14 protein-coding genes and 1 pseudogene are annotated in these 20,041 nt (G+C 67.1%); 2 read left to right on the top strand and 13 right to left on the bottom strand.

What is annotated here, in order from left to right; all coding sequences use genetic code 11:
* Positions 1-500 precede the first annotated feature (500 nt).
* A complete protein-coding gene (locus LGM42_RS04600; RefSeq protein ID WP_060311263.1) occupies positions 501-2,051 on the top strand; it encodes a phospholipase D family protein in 1,551 nt (516 codons plus the stop codon).
* A gap of 7 nt (positions 2,052-2,058) precedes the next feature.
* On the opposite strand, the pseudogene LGM42_RS04595 reads toward LGM42_RS04600, so the two are convergent.
* From LGM42_RS04595 to LGM42_RS04535, 13 genes and pseudogenes are all read right to left on the bottom strand, one after another.
* Positions 2,059-2,243 (bottom strand): annotated as a pseudogene (locus LGM42_RS04595) (PLP-dependent aminotransferase family protein); the annotation flags it as partial.
* A 122-nt stretch (positions 2,244-2,365) separates the two neighbouring features.
* Positions 2,366-4,198 carry a protease pro-enzyme activation domain-containing protein gene (locus LGM42_RS04590; RefSeq protein ID WP_059582906.1) on the bottom strand — a complete coding sequence of 611 codons (1,833 nt, stop codon included), beginning with the start codon at positions 4,196-4,198 and terminating at the stop codon, positions 2,366-2,368.
* Between the two features lie 121 nt (positions 4,199-4,319).
* Complete coding sequence (locus tag LGM42_RS04585; protein ID WP_155644501.1) at positions 4,320-4,742, bottom strand: hypothetical protein; 423 nt, start codon at positions 4,740-4,742, stop codon at positions 4,320-4,322.
* Positions 4,743-4,841: 99 nt separating this feature from the next.
* On the bottom strand, positions 4,842-5,465 hold the full coding sequence (locus LGM42_RS04580) for a histidine kinase (protein WP_226231664.1): 624 nt from the start codon (positions 5,463-5,465) through the stop codon (positions 4,842-4,844).
* Positions 5,462-6,154: a response regulator gene (locus tag LGM42_RS04575; RefSeq protein ID WP_226231663.1), complete on the bottom strand. Its 693-nt coding sequence runs from the start codon at positions 6,152-6,154 to the stop codon at positions 5,462-5,464. The genes LGM42_RS04580 and LGM42_RS04575 overlap by 4 nt, the downstream gene beginning before the upstream one ends.
* A gap of 100 nt (positions 6,155-6,254) precedes the next feature.
* On the bottom strand, positions 6,255-7,685 hold the full coding sequence (locus LGM42_RS04570; RefSeq protein ID WP_226231662.1) for an efflux transporter outer membrane subunit: 1,431 nt from the start codon (positions 7,683-7,685) through the stop codon (positions 6,255-6,257).
* Positions 7,686-7,689: 4 nt separating this feature from the next.
* On the bottom strand, positions 7,690-10,833 hold the full coding sequence (locus LGM42_RS04565; RefSeq protein ID WP_226231661.1) for a multidrug efflux RND transporter permease subunit: 3,144 nt from the start codon (positions 10,831-10,833) through the stop codon (positions 7,690-7,692).
* A gap of 20 nt (positions 10,834-10,853) precedes the next feature.
* Complete coding sequence (locus LGM42_RS04560) at positions 10,854-12,014, bottom strand: efflux RND transporter periplasmic adaptor subunit (RefSeq protein WP_226231660.1); 1,161 nt, start codon at positions 12,012-12,014, stop codon at positions 10,854-10,856.
* Positions 12,015-12,417: 403 nt separating this feature from the next.
* Positions 12,418-13,029, bottom strand: coding sequence for an ankyrin repeat domain-containing protein (locus LGM42_RS04555; protein ID WP_059582892.1), 612 nt, complete (start codon positions 13,027-13,029; stop codon positions 12,418-12,420).
* 77 nt (positions 13,030-13,106) lie between these two features.
* Positions 13,107-14,642, bottom strand: a complete 1,536-nt coding sequence (locus LGM42_RS04550; protein ID WP_226231659.1) for a catalase — start codon at positions 14,640-14,642, stop codon at positions 13,107-13,109.
* A 234-nt stretch (positions 14,643-14,876) separates the two neighbouring features.
* On the bottom strand, positions 14,877-16,364 hold the full coding sequence (locus tag LGM42_RS04545) for an efflux transporter outer membrane subunit (protein ID WP_060311255.1): 1,488 nt from the start codon (positions 16,362-16,364) through the stop codon (positions 14,877-14,879).
* Between the two features lie 13 nt (positions 16,365-16,377).
* On the bottom strand, positions 16,378-17,964 hold the full coding sequence (locus LGM42_RS04540) for an MDR family MFS transporter (protein ID WP_059582883.1): 1,587 nt from the start codon (positions 17,962-17,964) through the stop codon (positions 16,378-16,380).
* Positions 17,957-19,081, bottom strand: coding sequence for an HlyD family secretion protein (locus tag LGM42_RS04535; RefSeq protein WP_060311254.1), 1,125 nt, complete (start codon positions 19,079-19,081; stop codon positions 17,957-17,959). The genes LGM42_RS04540 and LGM42_RS04535 overlap by 8 nt, the downstream gene beginning before the upstream one ends.
* A 91-nt stretch (positions 19,082-19,172) precedes the next feature.
* On the opposite strand from LGM42_RS04535, the gene LGM42_RS04530 reads away from it, so the two are divergent.
* The gene (locus LGM42_RS04530) at positions 19,173-20,009 is read left to right on the top strand and encodes a CerR family C-terminal domain-containing protein (protein WP_226231658.1); all 837 of its coding nucleotides are present in this window, start codon (positions 19,173-19,175) and stop codon (positions 20,007-20,009) included.
* The last annotated feature ends 32 nt before the right edge of the window (positions 20,010-20,041 follow it).

The following is a 20,041-nucleotide window of genomic DNA, read 5'->3' as shown; positions in this document are numbered from 1 at the left end:
CTCCAAATAGGCATGAGCATCTCCTGTTCGCTGCTGAGGGCGTGCCGGGAAACCGTCGTCTCCAAAATTGGCGGCACGTCATTCATGGTATTCGAATTCGCGTCGCATTAAAGTTAAAAACTAGATTATTTTATCGGTAACTTTTTCGGACTGGATATGCTTTATATTTAACCGATTGGTCGATTTATGGTTTTTTGAGGAAAAGGTGATTGCAGGTGGTGACATAATGCGCGGACCGCTTATTCTTAATCTCGAGGACGAGTTATGCTTAACGGCACACGCGGTATGCCGAAAACCCGCGATCGCGTCATGCGCCGCGGGTTTTTCTTTGGGCGCACGCGCGGCAGCAACGCAGGCCTGCCGCGCCGATGGCAATCGAAGTATGCTGTGGCGCGGCCGGCCTCGGCGCGATACTCGCGCACGTCGGGACCGCCGATCGATGCCGCCTCCATCCGGCGGCCAGAACAAACGGATTTCACCCGGGAGCGGGGACGGCGATCATGATCAGGCTGCGTTGGTGGGGTGCGATTCTGTCGTTGCTGATGCTTGCCGCGTGCGCAAGCCTGCCGCCGCAGGCCGATCGCGCGCCGACGCATGCGTACACCGATACCGACGATACGCGGCTGGGCGCCGCGTTTCAGCAGCAGGCCCGCACGCACCCGGGGCAGGACGCGTTTCATTTGCTGACCGATCCGGTCGATGCGCTGGACGCACGCGTGCTGCTTGCCGACCGCGCCGACCGCTCGCTGGACCTTCAATACTACATCTGGCACGACGACCTGACCGGCCACGAACTGGCCGACGCGGTCATTCGTGCGGCGGACCGCGGCGTGCGCGTGCGCGCGCTGCTCGACGATCTCGGCACCAACGCGGACGACCGCAAGCTGCTCGAGATCAGCGCGCATCCGAACATCGAGATCCGGCTGTTCAATCCGGTGGCTACGCGCCGGTTCAAGAAGATCGGCACCGTGTTCGAGTTCTCGCGCGTCAACCGGCGCATGCACAACAAGGCGATGATCGCGGACAACCAGGCGGCGATCGTCGGCGGGCGCAATATCGGCGATGAATACTTCGGCGCATCGTCGATGCTGGAGTTCGGCGATCTCGACGTCGTCGTTCACGGCCCGGTCGTGAAGGACATCTCGACCGAATTCGATACGTTCTGGAATTCGCCGTATGCGTATCCGATCGATACGCTCGTCGGACACGATGCGGCGCCGGGCGGCCTCGACCGCGAGCGCGAACGGTTGCGCGACTACCTGCGGGCCATGGAGGACAATCCGTACGTGCTCGAGGCACGGCAGCGGCTAGACCGGATCGTTCACGGAGAGGGCACGGCGCTGTCGTGGGGGCATGCGACGGTGCTGTACGACGATCCGTCGAAGATCGCGCACCCGCCGAAGGACAGCGACGGGCACCTGATGCCGCAACTGCGTGCGCTCGCGTTGCAGCCCAGGCACGACCTGCTGATCGTGTCGCCGTATTTCGTGCCGGGCAAGGAGGGGGTCGAGCGGCTGCGCGCGCTCACGGCACGCGGCGTACGCGTGACGGTGCTGACCAATTCGCTCGCGTCGACCGACGTGGCGGCCGTGCATGCCGGCTACCGGCGCTATCGAAGCGATCTGGTGAACGCCGGCGTGCGGCTCTACGAGCGCCGGCCATCGGGCGACAAGAGCATTTCGAAGCAGGTCATCATCGGCTCGTCGCGCGCGTCGCTGCATGCGAAGACCTACGTGTTCGATCACACGAGCATCTTCATCGGGTCGATGAATCTCGATCCGCGTTCGCTGAACCTCAATACGGAGATCGGCGTTTACTGCGAGAGCCCCGCGATTGCGTCGCAGGTGGCCAACGATCTGGAAGCGCGGCTCGACCAGATCGCGTGGCGTGTCGAGGCGAGCACCGACGCGGCCGGCAACGGGCGGCTCAAGTGGATTCAGACCGATGCGGACGGGAAGGTCACCGAGATCGATCGCGAGCCGGAGGTATCTGCCGGGCGGCGGATGGAAGTCTGGTTCCTCGGGCTGTTTCCGATCGAATCGCAACTGTGAGCGACGCTCAGCGTCGCGCGCGGCGGTGCGGCTCGATGACGTTCGCGAACTGTGTCGCGGCTGTCTCGATCGTCGCGTCGTTCAGCCCCGAATAGCCGAGCACGAAGCCGTCGTAGCGGCGGCCGTCGCCGCGAGATCCGCGCAGAGAGGCATGCTGCCCGGGCTCTCCCGCACGCTCAGCGACGTACCGATCGGCAGAGGCGAGATGACGCGGCATGCAGACAACCCGCGCAGGCTTGGCAGCCTTCGCGGGTCGTCAGACGCGGTTGCGTACGATACGTCGCGCTTGCGCAACCGCAACGGTCAGCAGCGCGTCAACGCGCGAAATCCGACGTGCTCTGGATGAACGCGTTCAGCTTCGAGATGTTCACGCTGCCGAAGCCCGTCGTCGCATCCCAGCCGGCCTTTGCCTTGTAGCCGTAAGTGCCGCTGCCGTTGTTCCCGGACGTGACGTCGTGCAACAGCGCGGCGTTGGTCGGGAAGTACTTGTAGATGCTCGACGCGGGGAACCCGAGCGCATTGTTGTTGGCCGATTGCAGCCGCGCCCAGATGCCCGTGAAGATCGGCGCGGCGAGGCTCGTGCCGCCTTCGTTGTTCAGGTAGCCCGAACCCCACAGCGTGTCGGACGTCTGCCCGTTCACGACGAGAATCGCACCCGTGCGCAGGTCGGCGTCGAAGCCGACGTCGGGCAGCGCACGCTTGGTCGAGCCGGTGAGCGTCGACGACTGCCACGCCGGCGCGGCCTCGTACTTGCTGTACCCGCCGCCGGTCGACCACACGGTGCCCGACTGCCAGCTCGGATCGTTCCAGACGATTTCGCTGTTGTACGCATTGGTCGACGTATTCGTGAACAGCGTCGTGCCGCCGACCGCGATCACGTACGGCGACGTGGCCGGCTCGCTCACCGTGTAGGTCGAGCGCGACGGCTTGCCGCTCGCGCATTCGTACGCGCCGTGGTCGCCGGCGGAAACCGAGAAGGTTTGCCCTTGCGCGACCGCCTGCTTGAAGATGGTGTCGTCGGTCGCCTGCGAGCCCGTGCTGTACGCGGACGATTCGCACACGCCGAGCGACACGTTGATCACCTTCGCGACGTTGTCGGTCACGGCCTTGTTGTACGCGGCCGTGATCGCGGTGAGCGTCATCGACGGCGCGGTGTAGAACACGACCTGCTTCACGCTGCCGCCGGCCGTGCCGACGATCGACTGGCTGTCGAGGTTCCACTCGACGGTGCCGTCGGTGTCGGTGTACGAACTGCCGGCCGGGCCCGTCTTCACGATGCTGCTGCTGATCGTGCCGAGGCCGTTGTTCGCGGCGAACGTATTGAGGTCGCTCACCGTCTGCGATAGGTCGCCTTCGGAGATGATGCCGACGGTGGTCTGCGAGGCCGTCGGCGTGCCGTCGCCGCCGTAGATCGACGAGAATTCGGTCGGGTTGTGCGGGACCGCCGACGCGCCGGCCGGGATCGTCAGGTTGCTGGTGTTGCCTTGCGGCTTGCCGCCCGCACCCGTATGCATCAGCTCGACGTTCTGCAGGCCGAGTACCGCGCCGACGATGTTGCCGATCGCGTTCGGCACTTGCGCGGCGTCGGTGTTCGCATAGACGCTGCGGCCGTTGCGGGTGAAGCGCTTGAGCGTCGTGCGGAACGCGGACTGGACGGTTCCCGCGGTGCCGGATGCGGAGACGAGCAGCCGGTTGGGTGCGACCACGATGTTCACGAAGCCTGCCTTGCGCAGGTGGGCGACGACGGAGGCGACCTGCTGATCGGTCGGCGCATATTGCGCGGCGAATTGCGCAGGCGTGAGGAACTGCCGGTAGTGCGGCGAGCCGGGCGTATGCAGGTCGCGCAGGTACTGGTCGAGTTGAGCTTCGTTGCGCAGGTTCAGCCCGAGCACGATGTCCACCGATTCGCCGGGCGCCATGTCGATGGCAGAGGCGGCAGCGGCCGCCGTGCTCGCGGCGGGCGCGCCGGCCGTACCGGCTTCGTTCTGCTGCACGAGCGGCAGGAATCCCTTGGTGCGTGTTTCCGTCCAGCCGGCCGCGGGCGCGGCATGGGCGGTCGCCATGCCGAACGAAGCGGCTGCTGCGGCGGCGAACGCGAGTTTGACGATGCGAATGTGCTTGTGTTTCTTGTTTGCAACCTGATTCATTTGAATTACCCCTCCGGTTGAACATCGAACGGCACGAACAACGACGGTCGACAGCGGTGCGGGTCATGCACCGCCGCTTTCTGTCGCATGCGGGCGGATGGCACGGACGCGACAGGGCCTTTCACCCGATCCGGAAAGCGGTTTTTCTCCGGGGGCGAAATACGGAAAACGCGATGACGGGAAGGCTGCGCCGCGGGGCGGAGCAGTCGCGCCGGATTCGGCGCGGGTGGATTGCTAGAGCAACAGCTTCGTTGTCCTGCTCATTTGATTCGATCCTTCGGCCCGCTGCCGAATGGCAGCCGTCCAGTGAAATGCATCGGGATGCCGCGCGCGCCGGCGTGCGAACGAATCGTTCGGCGGCGCGTACTTCGGTGCAGCGGAAGCAGAAAAAAGTGGAGCGGAATCGATTGCGTGGCGGGCAAACCGTCGGATTGCTTGCATCGGACGGTATCAAGAACGAAAGCGCGGTGTCAAACTTTTTTTGATTATATGAAATAAAATTAAACTGAATTAACCGCAATGGTTTTGAAAAGATCGGCGGCATTTTGTAATGTTCGAAACCCGCAACGCAGGTAATGCCGATAGCGATTCGCCGATCATTTCCGATGCGTGTTGAAACGGCCCAGGGTTAGACGGCCAATCGTCATCGAGGAAATGCTCGAATCGTCGCGGCCTGTCGTTCGGCCGCCTGAAGGTCGTCGACGAACCGGAACAGCGCGTCGACATGCTGAAGCAGCGCGTCGCGCGAGGGCGCATTCGTATCGGCGGCAAGCGCCTTGATCGTGTCGAGCCGGGTTGCGAGTTCGGCGAGCTGGGTGCGCGTGACGTGACTGCTGGTGGTGACGGTGGCCGTCGCATCGGATGGATTTGCCGGTTTCATTGAATGAGTGATCGCGTTGAAGTGCTCGATGAAGCGGGACAGGTCGGCCGGGCAGCCGTCGACGGAAACCGCGCGCGCCGACGAATCGCCGGCCACGATCCGGCCAACGGTGTCCGCCATCGCGTCGAGCGTCGCGAGCATGCGGCGGATCAGCCTGATCAGGTCGAACGCGGCGGCCAGCAGGCAGACGGACAGCGCCGCCGCGAGCACCACGTAAGTACACGCATTGCGGAGCATCGCGTCGGCCGTCGCGTCGTGCGGCAACGCGGCCGGCGCGTGCAATGCATGGACGAAGAACGCGACGGTGCAGGCGAGCAGCACGACGACGATCGCGGCGACGCCGATCGCCCGCCCGATTTGCCGGCCGGGCCGTGCCGGCAGCGTCACTGCACGCCCCGCAGCCGGTAGCCGACGCCGCGCATCACTTCGGGCATGCCTGGCGCGCCGGCCCGTTCGAGTTTCTTGCGCAGCCGGCAGATGTGGCTGTCGACCGTGCGCTCCAGCGCGCTCACGTCGGCCATGCACGCATCGAGCAACTCGCCGCGCGTGAACACGCGGCTTGGCGATCTCGCCATGTGCGCGAGCAACCGGAACTCCGTCAGCGTCAGTGGGATCGGCACGTCGGCGCCCGCCGTGCGCACGCGGGCCAGATAGCTGTCGGTATCGATCTCCAGGTCGCCGACGCGCAGCATGCGCGTGGTGGCCGGCGTGGCCGACCGGCGCAGGATCGCGCGCAATCGCGCGACGACCTCGGCCGGGTTGAACGGCTTGACGATGTAGTCGTCGGCGCCGGCGTGCAGCGCCTGCAGCCGGTCGAGGTCGCGATCGAACGCGGTGACGACGACGACGGGCGTATTGTCGCGCCGTCGCAGCTCGGCGAGCACGTCCCAGCCGTTTTTCCGCGGCATCTTCACGTCGAGCAGGATCAGGTCGGGCTTCAGGCGCGGTTGCATGTCGAGCGCCGCTTGCCCGTCGGCGACGCGGTAGGTGCGAAAGCCGTCGTGCTTCAGGTACGCATCGAGGATGTCCGAGATGTCGGGCTCGTCTTCTGCAATGAGTATCAGGGAATTCGTCATGGAGTGTGCCGTGCGATGGCGAGCAGTCGGGGCGGCCCGTCGCCGGGCCGGGGCGCGCCGTTCCGCCACGCTGCCGCGCGGGCGGAACGGCGCCGTTCGTTCAGTTCTGCGCCACGCGCTTCGACGGTGCGACGTCCTGGTCCGTCAGGCCGCCGCCGAGCGCCTTGTACAGCGCAACGGCATTGCTCAGTTCGCTGCGGCGCAGGTCGAGCAGCGCTTGCCGTGCCGCATAGAGTTGCCGCTGCGAATCGAGCAACTCCAGCCGTCCCTCGACGCCCGCGCGATAGCGCAGGGTCGACAGGTCGGTGCGGCGTTCGGCCGAACCGACCACGCGGGTCTGCGCTTCGATCTGGCGGCCGAAGGTTTCGCGTCCGGCGATGCCGTCGGCCACTTCGCGGAACGCGGCCTGAATCGCGCGTTCGTACTCGGCGACCGCACCGGACTTGCGCACTTCGGCAAGACGCAGCTCGGCACGCAGCCGGCCGCCCTGGAAGATCGGCACCGTGACCTGCGGCGCGAAGCTCCACACGCGCTGGCCGCCGTCGAACAGGCTGTCCATCGCGGGGCTGAGGAAGCCGATCGACGACGTCAGCGACAGGCGCGGGAAAAACGCGGCGCGCGCGGCGCCGATGTCCGCATTCGCGGCGACGAGGTTTTGTTCGGCCTGCTGGATATCCGGGCGACGAAACAGCAGCTCCGACGGCAGGCCGGCCGGCAGTTGCGTCATCACCGGTTGCTGCTGAAGCGGCAGCGGTTCGGGCAGATCCTTCGGCAGCTCGGCGCCCACCAGCAGGCGCAGCGCATTGCGCGCCTGCTCGACGGCGCGCGTGCGCGCCTCGAGATCGGCCGTCGCGCTCGCGACCTGGCCTTCGGCCTGCGCGATGTCGACGCCGCTCGCCTGATGCGCATCCTTCAGGCGGCGCGCGAGATCGAGCGACTGCCGCCAGTCGGCGAGCGTGCGCTCGGACAACTGGCGTTGCTCGTGCGCGAGGCGTTCCGCGAAGTACGCGTCGGCCACGCCGCCGACGAGCGAGATCTGCACCGCACGGCGGCCGTGATCGGTCGCGACGTAGCGCGCGAACGCGGCATCCGACTGCGACTTCACGCGGCCGAACAGGTCGATCTCGAACGCGCTGATGCCGACGTTCACGCCGTACTGGTTCTGCGTCGTGCCGAACAGCGGCGGATTCGACTGCGTGTCGTCCGACGTACGCTGACGCGTGAAGTTCGCGCCCGCGCCGATCGACGGCAGGCGCGCGGCGCGCTGGATGCCGTACTGCGCTTCGGCGGCCTCGACGTTCAGCGCGGCCACGCGCAGGTCGCGGTTGTTGTCGAGCGCGAGCTCGATCAGGCGCTGCAGGCGGCGATCGCCGAACATCGTGCGCCAGCCCAGATCGGCGGCGTTCGCGTCGAGATCGGCGGCAGCGGCGGCGGTGTAGGCCGTCGGCACCGGCATCGCGGGTTTGACCAGCGTCGGCGCGAGCGAGCAGGCCGACAGCGCGAGGATGAGGGGAAGAACAAGCAATCGCATGGCATCAACCTTCCTGTTCGCGAGTCGGGGTAGCCGGCTGCTTGCGGGACGCCCGCCATGCGCCGATGCGCTCCTGGATGCTCATCACGAACACAAAGAAAACAGGGACGAAGAAAATGGCCAGCACCGTGGCGGTCACCATGCCGCCGAACACGCCGGTGCCGATCGCGTGCTGCGTTTCGGCGCTGGCGCCGGTCGCGATCATCAGCGGCACGACGCCGAGGCCGAACGCGAGCGAGGTCATCAGGATCGGGCGCAGGCGCAGCTTCGACGCCTGCACGGCCGCCTCGATCAAGCCCTTGCCTTCCTCGCGCAACTGCTTCGCGAACTCGACGATCAGGATCGCGTTCTTCGCGGACAAACCGATCACGGTGATCATCCCCACCTTGAAGAACACGTCGTTCGGCAAGCCGCGCAGCAGCACCGCGCCGATCGCGCCGATCAGGCCGAGCGGCACCACGAGCATCACCGACAGCGGAATCGACCAGCTTTCGTACAGCGCGGCGAGCACCAGGAACACGACGATCATCGACAGCACCATCAGCATCGGCGCTTGCGACGCCGACTGGCGTTCCTGCAGCGACTGGCCGGTCCACTCGACCGCGAAGCCCGGCGGCAGTTGAGCGGCAAGCCACTCCATCTCGGCCATCGCCGCGCCGCTCGATTGGCCCGGGGCGGCGTTGCCCGAAATCCGCGCGGACGGGTAGCCCTTGAAGCGCACCATCTGCAGCGGCGTGTCGGTCCACACCGGGCGCACCACTTCCGACAGCGGCACCATGCCGCCGGCCGCGTTGCGCACGTACAGCTTCATCACGTTGTCGATCTGCATGCGTGCCGGCGCGTCGGCCTGGATGATCACCTGCTGCATGCGGCCCGCGTTCGGGAAATCGTTCACGTAGGTCGAACCCATCGCGGTCGACAGCGTGTCGCTGAGCGTCGTGAACGACACGCCGAGCGCCTGCGCCTTCGCGCGGTCGATCTCGAGGCGGATGCTCGTGCCGGCCGGCAGGCTGTCCGGGTACACGCCGGTCACGACCTTGCTTTGCGCGGCGAGTTCGAGCAGCTTCGCTTCGGCCGCCTTGAGCGCCGCCGTGCCCTGGTTGGCGCGGTCTTCCAGGCGCATCGAGAAGCCCGAGCTGTTGCCGAGTTCGTCGATCGCGGGCGGCAGCAGGCTCATCACCGTGCCTTCGGTCACGCCGGCCATCGCCTGTTGCGCGAGCATGCCTTCCTCGAGGGTCGATGCGCCGCCGCGGTTTTTCCAGTCCTTCATCACGGACCAGTTGATCGCCGCGTTCGGCCCTTGTCCCGAGAAACCGTAGCCGATCACGGAAATGCTCGACTGGATTGCCGGACGCGAGCCAAGATGTTTTTCCAGCGTGTTGACCACGTCATGCGTGCGTTCGGCGGTAGCGTCCGCGGGCAGCAGGAAGCTGGTGATGAAGTAGCCCTGATCCTCGTCCGGCAGGAACGACGACGGCAGGCTGCGAAAGCCGAACACCAGCGCGCCCGCGATCGCGACGAACACCAGCATCACGCGGCCGGTGCGGCCGACCAGGCGGCCGACGCGCGTCTCGTACCATTTCGTCAGGCGATCGAAGCGACGGTTGAACCAGCCGAAGAAGCCGCGCTTCTCGTGATGGCCCGGTGCGAGCGGCTTGAGCATCGTCGCGCACAGGGCCGGCGTGAGCGTCAGCGCGAGCAGCGCGGAGAACAGGATCGACACGGCCATCGACAGCGTGAACTGCTTGTAGATCACGCCGACCGAGCCGCTCGCCATCGCCATCGGCAGGAACACCGCGGTCAGCACCAGCGTGATGCCGACGATCGCGCCGGTGATTTCCTTCATCGCCTTCGACGTCGCGTCCTTCGGCGACAGCCCTTCCTCGGCCATCAGGCGCTCGACGTTCTCGACGACGACGATCGCATCGTCGACGATGATGCCGATCGCGAGCACCATGCCGAACATCGTCAGCACGTTGATCGAGAAGCCGGTCAGCAGCATCACCGCAAAGGTGCCGAGCATCGCGACGGGCGCGACGATGGCCGGGATCAGCGTATAGCGCACGTTCTGCAGGAACAGGTACATCACGAGGAACACGAGCACCATCGCCTCGAACAGCGTGGCCAGCACTTTCTCGATCGAGATCTTCACGAACGGCGACGTGTCGAGCGGGATCGAGTAGCGCATGCCCGACGGCATCGACTTGCTCAGTTCGGCCATGCGCGTGCGGATCGCGTCAGCCGTCTTCACGGCATTGGCGCCCGGTGCGAGCTGCACGCCGGCGAGGGTGGCCGGCTTGTTGTTCTCGCGGCTCACGAACATGTAGTTCTGCGAGCCGAGTTCGACGCGCGCGACGTCGCCGAGCACGACCTTAGAGCCGTCCGCGTTCGCGCGCAGCACGACCTTCGCGAATTCGTCCGGCGTCGTGAGCTGACCCTGCGCGGTGAGCGGCACGGTCACGCGCTGGCCCGGCAGCGCGGGCAGCGCGCCGAGGCTGCCCGGCGCGATCTGCACGTTCTGCTGGCCGATCGCGGTCGTCAGGTCGTTCATCGACAGGCCGAAATTGATCAGCTTCTGCGGATCGACCCAGATGCGCATCGCGCGCTCGGAGCCGAACTGCAGCACGCGCCCGACGCCGTCGATGCGCCGCAGCTCCTCGGACACGCTGCGCGCCATGTAGTCGGCGAGCGCGCCTTCGTCGAAGCGGCCGTTGTCGGAGCGCAGGCCGATCAGCATCAGGAAGCCGGACGACGCGGATTCGACGATCAGCCCGTTCTGGCGCACGGCGGCAGGCAGGCGCGGCTCGATCGACTTGATCTTGTTCTGCACGTCGACCTGCGCCAGCGCCGGATCGGTGCCGGGCTTGAACGTCACGGTGATCTGCGCCGAGCCGGACGTATCGGCCGACGATTCGAAATACAGCAGGTTCTTGACGCCGGACAGTTCGCGCTCGATGAGGCTCAGTACGCCGTCGTTCATCGTCTGCGGCGTGGCGCCCGGGTAGTTCGCGGTGATCGTGACGGACGGCGGCGCGACCGACGGGTAGCGCGCGACCGGCAGTTGCGGGATCGCGATCACCCCCATCAGGATGACGAAGAGGGCGATCACCCACGCAAACACCGGGCGGCGGATGAAGAATTCAGCCATGGCTGGAGGCTCCTCGTGACTCAGTGCGCGGACGCGGCGGCGGCCGCGTCAGGCGACTTCCAGTCGGTCGCGGCGGCCGGCGCGCCATCGGTCAGGCGTTCCATGCCCTCGACGACGATCTTCTGGCCGGCCTGCAGGCCCGACTTGATGCGGTAGTGGCGGTTCGCGAGCTCGCCGATTTCGATGGCCTTCAGATGCGCGTGCCCTTTCGCGTCGAGCACCCACACCTGCGGCTTGCCGCCGGCGCGCACGACGGCCTGTTGCGGCACCATCACCGCGTTGGCGTAGTGCGCGCGCGGGATGCGGGCACGCACGTACATGCCCGGCAGCAGTTGGCGTTTCGGGTTGTCGACCAGCACGCGCAGCAGCACGTCGCCGGTGCCCGGATCGACGTTGACGCCCGAGAACAGCATGCGGCCCTTTACGTCGTAACGCGTGTCGTCGTCGCGCAGTACGTCGACCGGCAGGCCGTTGCCGTCCGACGCTTGCGGCTGCGACGCGAGCGCGCCGCGCAGCGCTTCGAGCGACGCGGCCGGCTGGCGCACGTCCACATAGACCTGGTCGATTTGCTGGATGCGCGCCATCGGCTGGCTGTCGCCGCTCGACACCAGCGCGCCTTCCGTCACGAGCGCCTGATCGATGCGGCCGGCGATCGGCGCTTCCACGGTCGCGAATTTCAGATCGAGCTGGCGGCGCGCGAGCGTCGCGCGGGCCTGCGCGACGTCGGCCGCGGCCTGGTCGCGTTGCGATACGGCGTCGTCGTACACCTGGCGGCTGATCGCATCGGCTTCGACGAGCGGCTTGAAGCGCGCGGTCTGGACCTTCGCGCGTTCGAGCGCGGCCTGCGCCCGCAGCAGCGAGGCGGCGGCCGTATCCATCTCGGCCTTGAACGGCGCCGGATTGATCTGGAACAGCGGCTGGCCCTGGCGTACTTCGGTGCCCTGCTCGAACAGCCGGCGTTGCACGATGCCGCTCACCTGCGGCCGGATCTCGGCCACCCGCACGGCCGCGACGCGGCCGGGCAGATCTTCGGTCACGTCGACGCGCGTGGCGGCCACCGTCATGGCCGCCACCGGGGTGGCCGGCGCGGCGGCCTGCTGTTCGGACGGCCCGCAACCGGCCAGCATCGCCGCCACCAGCGCATATACGGCGCCGTGGCAGCATCGGTTCTGATTGTTCATAACGACTCCGGGAAGCGCAGGCAGCCCACTGCCTGCTTTGACGGGGCGGAGTGTGCTTGGAGTAGTTGGCGGCTTTTATGCGGAAAGATGGAGATTCGATGGAGGCGCCGAAAAGCGCCGAAAAGCAGGGAGTGAGCCGAAGCGGAATGCTCGGACGAACGGGATGCCGCGCGGTGTCATGCGCGCGATGTTTCGACTCGATGCGGGCGTCGGCTCGCGCCGGTATTTAAAGATCGAGCCGGCAGGGCCGCCGGGCGAACCGCCCGACGACGCGGCGCGTGCGCGCTGGCGAGCGATGACGCGGCCGCTGGGCGCGCACGTGCGCGACGCGGCGCCGGCGTCGCGCGATGGCGAAGCGGGCGGGGGGCAGAGAATGGGGCGCGCCATTTGACGCGCCGTCGCGCTACGGTCTGGCGCCGGCTTCCCGCAGCGCGTCCGCGGCGTACGTGTTGTCGTGCGTCAGCGCGAGCTGAAGCAGCGACTGGCCGCGCCGGTCGACATGGTTCGGATTCGCGCCGCGCGCGACGAGCAGCGGAATCAGCTCGAAGCGGTTGAACAGCGTCGCGAAGCCCAACGCGGTTTCGCCGGCGCCGTTGGTCTGGTCGATCGGGCAGCGTGTGTCGATCAGGCGCCGTGCGATGTCGCGCTCGTTCCTGAAGAGCGCGCCCATCAGTGCGGTGTTGCCGTGACGATCGCCGACGCACGCGTCGGCGCCGGCCGACAACAGGTAGTCGAGCGCCGCGGGCTGGCCGTCGTACGACGCGAGGATCACGGCCGTATAGCCGTGGCTGTCGGTCGCGTCGACCGGATAGCCGGCCTCGTGCAACGCGCGCAGGATATCGACGCGGCCGACGCGCGCGGCGTCGAACCAGTCGTCGTCATAGCGACGCAGCGCGGCGGGATCGGCCTTGCCGTACGCCGGCTGGTCGGGCAGGTGCGCGCAGCCGGCGAGTGCGGCGAGCGCGAGCGCCGCCGCGGCCGCGCGGATCGCATGGGGGAAGCGTTCGGATCGCATGGGGAAGTCCTGATGAGGTGGCCGGGCCGACGTGCGCGGCGCAATCGCGCATGTCGGCAGCGACCGGCGTCGCGGGATCAGTTGTCGCTCAGCTTCGCCGCGAGCGACTGCACCTGCTGGACGTTCGCGTGAACGGCCTGGGCGAGGCGCGTACCGTAGTCGGCGTCGGCCTTGTAGAAGTACGAGAGCATCGCGTACTGGTTCTGCGCGTTCTTCACCTGGCCGAGGTCGCCGGACAGCGCGGTGACGAGGTCGTCCTTGTCCTGCTGCGACAGGCTGCGGTAGTACTCGCCGGCCTGACGGAACGGCAGCCTCTTGCGGATCGCTTCCTGCTGCGTCGTGCCGCTGAGCGCCATGCGGACCGACTTGTACTGCGGATCCTGCGCGAGCTCGTTCAGCGTCGACGGCTCGTAGTTCACCTCGCCCTTGCGGTCGCCGGCATTCATCTTGCCGTCCTGGTTGTTGTTGACCACCGGCACGACGGGGCGGTTGATCGGCAGATCCATGTAGTTCGCGCCGAGCCGGTACAGCTGCGTGTCGGCGTACGCGAACAGGCGATCCTGCAGCATCCGGTCCTCGGACGGCTCGATGCCCGGCACGAGCCGCGACGGCGCGAACGCGGATTCCTCGGTCGACTGGAAGTAGTTGTCGGGCACGCGGTTGAGCGTCATCGTGCCGATCTTGCGTTCAGGCACGCCGGTCCACACCTTCGTGTCGTCGAGCGCGTCGAAATCGAAGCGGTTCAGGTCCTTCGGCGTGAGCACCTGGACGTACAGGTCCCACTTCGGGAAATCGCCCTGTTTCAGCGCGCCGTACAGATCGTTCGTCATCATGTTCCAGTCGCGGCCGATCGACGCGGCGATTTCTTGCGGGCGCAGGCCGTGCACGCCTTGCTGGCTCTTCCAGTGGAACTTCACGTAGTGCACGTCGCCTTGCGCATTGACGAACTTGAACGCATGCACCGCGAAGCCGTCCATGCGGCGATACGAATCGGGCATGCCCTCGTCCGTGTACAGCCGCGTCAGCATGTGGGTCGCTTCGGGCGTGTGCGCGAAGAAGTCGAACGCGAGGTTCGGATCCTGCACGCCGGTCACGGCGCTCGGTTTGTTCGCGTGCACGAAGTCGGGGAACTTGATGCCGTCGCGAATGAAGAACACCGGCCAGTTGATGCCGACCATGTCCCAGTTGCCCTGCTGCGTATAGAACTTCACCGCGAAGCCGCGCGGGTCGCGCGCCTGCTCGGGCGAGCCGCGATAGCCCATCACGGTGGAGAAGCGCACGAACACCGGCGTGCGGGTGCCCGGCGTGAAGACTTTCGCTTTCGTCAGGTCGGAGATGTCGGCGCTCGGCACGAACTCGCCGAATGCGCCGGTGCCGCGCGCATGCACGACGCGTTCCGGAATGCGTTCGCGATCGAAGCGCTGCAGTTTCTCGATGAGCGCGGAGTCCTGCAGCAGCACCGGGCCGGCGGGGCCGGCCGTCTGCGAATTCTGGTTGTCGCCGACGGGTGCGCCGGTGTCGCGCGTGAGTTCGGCGGCGTATGGGGAAGCGGAGAGTGCCACGCAGATTGCGGCGACTGCGTGCCGCAGCACGCGATGGGAAGACGAGGACATGACGATGGAACTCCTTGATCCGATCGGTGGTGGGGAAGTCGACTGAATTAGAAGAGATCGTCAGACGATTGGCTAATTGATATTCGATATGTCATCGATAGCCGTGGGCACGATGCGGCGCGAACCGTTCGTTGCGCACGAAACGAAGCAGTATTGTTGCGCGCGCAATGAGTTGTTGCCGAATTGTTTCGACGAGCACGATGCATCGGTCGTGCATGATTTGCGGCGGCGCCGTCAACCGGCGCCTGTTTGCCATCCGAGCCCGAGGCTCTTCTGCACCGACACGTAGTCCTTGATCAGTTCGGCTTGCCCGGCGATCACGTTCTGCTGCGCGGCTAGCGCTTCGCGTTGCGTATCGAGCAGGTCGATCATCGACGCGACGCCCGCGCGATAGCGCTGGTCCATCAGCGCGCGCGAATGCACGGCCGACGTCTGCACCTTCGTCAACGCGACCACATGTTCGCGCTGATGCCCGTAACGCTGCAACGCGGTGTTGGCATCCTGTAATGCATCGAGCACGGCTTTCTGATAATTCGCTTCCGCTTCGTCGCGCGATGCTTCGGCCGCACGTACCGCGCCGCGCGTGCGTCCGAAGTCGAGAATGTTCCATTGCAGGTACGGCGCGCCGACCCACGTGAAATTCTGCTTGCGCAACAGGTGGCCGGGGTCGGTCGCGCTGAAGCCGAGATCGCCGAGCAGCGTTACCTTCGGGAAATAGTCGGCCACATGCTCGCCGATCTGCGCGTTGCTCGACGCGAGCCGGCGTTCGGCCGCGCGAATGTCGGGGCGCTGTTTCAGCAGCGTGGCCGGATCGCCGATCGCGACGCTGCCGGGCAGCGTCGGCAATGCCGCATCCGGCGTCGACAGCGCGGCGTCGAGCGCGCCCGGCGCGCGGCCCGTCAGGATCGCGAGCCGGTCGAGCGATTCGGTCACCTGGGCATCGAGCGGGATCAGCGAGGCGCGCGTGTTCTCGACCTGCGTCGTCAGGCGCTCGATGTCCGCATCGGCCGCGACGCCGCGCGCGCGGCGCTGCTGCGTGAGTTCGAGCATCTGCTGCTGCAATTGCGCGGTGCGCTGCGACAACGCAAGCCGTTGCTGCTGGTCGCGCAGGTCGACGTACGCATTCGCGACTTCCGCCGCGATCGACACCTGCGTGTCGGCAAGATCGGCGTCGACCGCTTCGGCCTGTGCGGATGCGGCTTCGATCGCGCGGCGCGTGCCGCCGAACAGATCGATTTCCCAGGTCGCGTCGAAGCCCGCCGAATAGAGTTGCAGCGGCCCCGAGCCGCCGAGCGACGGCGACGTGCCGGCCGACTGGCCCGAGTCGTTCGACGGCAGCAGCGCGCCGAGCGCGCCGACGTCCGGTTCGCGCATGCGGATGGCCGCGACGGTGGCCGACGATTTCGGCATCCGTGCGGCGCGCTGTTGCGAGAGCTGAGCGCGTGCCGCGCGCAAGCGCGCCTGCGCCGCATGCAGATCGGGGTTGTAGACGAGTGCGGCGACGATCAGCTCGTCGAGCTGGCGGTCGTTCAGCGCGTGCCACCACGCGCTCGGCGCGGGCGCGGCGGTGTCGACGCCGGTGGCTGGTGCGCGCACGAAGGTCGGCGCATCCGGTGCGGCGGGCGCGCCGTGGTAGTCGGGGCCGACCGTGCAGCCGGCGAGCAGGCACGCGGCCGCGCACAGGGTGAGCGCGGGGCGGCGGGGCAGGGTGAAGGGTTTCATCGCGTAAGACGGGTCAATGGCCGGACGACATCGGTTGCGGGCCGCGCGGCGTGCGCAGCAGCAGCGCGAGCGGCACGCAGGCGAGCAGCGCGAGGCCGAGCAGATAGAAGGTTTCGGAATAGGTCATCACGACGGCCTGGATCTGGATCTGTTGCGCCAGTTGGCCGAGCGCGCGCATGTTCGAATACGCGAGATCGCCGGTGTGCGCGAACCAGTTGGCCGCATAGGCAGACAGGCGATCCTGCCCGATCAGCGAGTTCGCGCTCACCGATTCGCGCAGCGCGGCCGTATGGAAGGTCGTGCGCCGGTCGATCACGGTGCCGATGATCGCGAGCCCGATCGAGCCGCCGAGGTTGCGCGCCATGTTGTAGAGCCCGGCCGCATCGCCTGAATCCTCGCGCGCGACGGCCGCCATCGACGCCTGGTTGAGCGGCATCATCGCGAGCATCTGCGCGAGGCCGCGGATCAGTTGCGACCACACGAAATCGTGGCCGACGCTCTGCGCGGTCAGGCTGATGTCGAGCATGCAGCTCAGGCAGAACAGCAGCAGCCCCGCGATCACGAGGATGCGGAAATCGACCTTGCCGAGCAGGCGCGGCAGGATCGGCATCACGAGAAAGGCCGGCAGCCCCGACAGCAGCATGATCGCGCCGGCCTGTTCCGCGTTGTAGCCGGCGACGATCGCGAGGAACTGCGGCAGCAGGTAGGACACGCCGTACAGCCCGGCGCCGACCGCGGACACGATCACGATCACGCTCGCGTAGCGCGGGTTGCGCATCAGCGACAGCCGCATGATCGGCCGCTTCGCGAAGCGTTGCGACAGCGCGATCAGGATCATCCCGACGAACGACACGACGCTCAGCGTGACGATCATCTGCGATTCGAACCAGCGCTCGCGCTGGCCTTCCTCGAGCACGACGGTCAGCGAGCTCAGGCCGATCGCGAGGCCGAAGATGCCCAGCCAGTCCGCGTTGAAGAATGCGCTCCATTGCGGGCGGTCCGACGGCAGCCCGAACACCAGCAGCGCCATCAGCAGCAGGCATACGGGCAGGTTCAGGAAGAAACACCAGCTCCAGTTCACGTTTTCCGCGAGCCAGCCGCCGAGCACCGGGCCGAACAGCGGCCCGAGCAGCACGATCAGGCCGAACAGCGTCATCCCGACCGGCAACTGCGACAGCGGCAATCGCGTGCGGATGATCGTCTGCGCGGTCGGGATCAGCGCGCCGCCGGTGAAGCCCTGGCCGATCCGGCCGGCGATCATCATCGGCAGCGAATGCGACCAGCCGCACATCATCGAGAACGCGATGAACAGCGCGGAGTTCGTCAGCAGGAAATTGCGCAGCCCGAACACGCGCGTGAGCCACGCGGCGAGCGGGATCATCACGATTTCCGACATCAGGTAGCCGGTCGAGATCCACGTGCCTTCGGTGCCGGTCGCGCCGATTTCGCCCTGGATCTGCGGCAGCGCGGAGTTCGTGATCGAGATGTCGAGCGTCGCCATCAGCGCGCCGAGCGCGCCGGCCGCAACCGCGATCCAGTCGGTCACGCTCGCGCGGCCCTCGTGCGGCGGCATGGGTATCGTGGCGGACGTATCAGCCATGATGCGTCTCGTCGCGGCCCGAGCGCGTATCGACGTCGACCGTCACCGACAGCCCGGGCAACAGCATGCGCTGCGCGCGGGCATCCGCGGCGAGACGGATGCGCACCGGCACGCGCTGGACGATCTTCGTGAAGTTGCCGGTCGCGTTCTCGGGCGGCAGCAGCGCGAACTGCGCGCCGGTGCCGGGCGCGAAGCTGTCGACGACGCCGGACAGCGGGCCGTCCGGCAGCGCGTCGACATGCAGCTCGACGGGCTGGCCGATGCGCATGTTGCCGATCTGCGTTTCCTTGAAGTTCGCGACGAGATAGATCGAGTCGACCGGCACGACGGTCAGCAGACGCGTGCCGGGCTGCACGTATTGACCGACGCGCACCGTGCGATCGCCGACGCGGCCCGCGAGCGTGCTGCGCACGATCGTGTTGTCGAGGTCGAGTTGCGCCTGTGCGGCGCTGGCCTGCGCGGCCTCGAGCTGCGCGCGCGCCTGCTGGAGCTGTGCGGTGAACGACGCGATCTGCGTGCGGGCGGCGGCGATCGACGCGTTGTTCGCGGCGAGCGTCGCCGCCGCCTGGTCGCGCGTGCTTTTCAGGTCGGCCACGCGTTCGTGCGTCTCGGCGCCCGTCGCCGCGAGCGGCGCGTAGCGCGTGTACTCGTCGCTTGCGTGCTGCGCGTTGATGCGCGATACCTTCGCCTGCGCTTCGGCCTGCTCGAGATTCGCGCGCTGCTGGCTGATGTCGGCTTCGGCGCGCGCGATATCGGCGCGGCGGGCGTCGACGGTAGCGAGCGCCTGCGCGAGCGCGACCTGATACTGGCGCACGTCGAGCCGCACGAGCGGATCGCCGGCCTTCACGGGCTGGTTGTCGCGTACATAGACGTCGGTCACGTAGCCGGCGACCTTCGGCGCGGCGGTCATGCTGTCCGCTTGCAGATACGCGTCGTTGGTGCTCTCGATGAAGCGGCCGACCGTCCACCAGCGGCCGAGCCAGACCGCGCCGCCGACGGCCGCCAGCACGGCGACCGCGAGCAGGATGCGCCGCCTTCTCCCGCCGTTTCCGTTGCGGGGCGTTGTTCCGTTTTCCTGACGATCTGCTTTCTGTGGCGGGTCTTGTGGCGTCGACATGCTGGGTCCAATTTATTCCAAGTGGAAGAATTATTCCAGTTGATAAAATTGTGTCAAGTAGAATGTCGATCGATCGAATGACGAGGAAGGCATGAACGAAGCGAAGAAGCTGCGCCGCACGTCGGCGGGCGGCTACGCGCGCGGCGACGAAACGCGCCAGCGGATCATCGAGGCGGCGCTCGAACTGTTCGGCGAACGCGGGTTCGCGGGCGCGTCGACGCGCGAGATCGCCGCGAGGGCGGGCGTGAACGCGCCGGCGCTCCAGTACTACTTCGAGAACAAGGAAGGCGTGTACCGCGCGTGCGTCGAGACGATCGCCGAGCACGGCTGGGCGGTGTTCGCGCCTGCGGTCGGCCATGCGCGGGAGATGCTTGACACGGACGCGAGCGTCGACGAGCTGATCGAAGCGTTCGTCGGGCTGCTGCGCGCGCTGTCGGACCGGATGTTCACCGCACCAAAGACGATGAACCAGCGGATGTTCTTCGCGCGCGAGCAGGGCGGCCAGGAGCCGGAGAGCGCGAGCGAAATCCTGATGAAGCGCTTGCGCAAGCCGCTCAACGACGTGAGCGCCGAGCTGATCGGCCGCATCTCCGGCCGGCCTGTCGACGATCCCGTCACGCGATTGCGCGCGCTCAGCCTGTTCGGGCAGATCACGGTGTTTCACATCGCGCAGCGTTCGGCGCTGCAGTTGCTCGAATGGGACGCATTCGAGGGCGAGCGTGCGGCGCTGGTAACCGACACGATTGCCGAGCAGACGCGCGTGCTGCTCGAGCAATGGCATGCGCAGCGCGATGCGGGTGCCGCTGCCCCGGCAACCGCTGCGAAGCGCGGGCAGCGTGCCGCGGCGAAACCACGTGCCGCGAAGCCGGGGGCGGTACCCCCCGCCGCGAAAAGCACGGCGCGCGTGAAGAAGCCTGCCGCGCGTTGAGCGCGGCCGGTCGCCGGCCCCGGGCGAGCGCG

Source organism: Burkholderia sp. AU39826, from assembly GCF_020419965.1.
GTDB classification, from domain to species: Bacteria; Pseudomonadota; Gammaproteobacteria; order Burkholderiales; family Burkholderiaceae; genus Burkholderia; species Burkholderia semiarida.
This window is presented reverse-complemented; position numbering and strand designations above follow the sequence as displayed.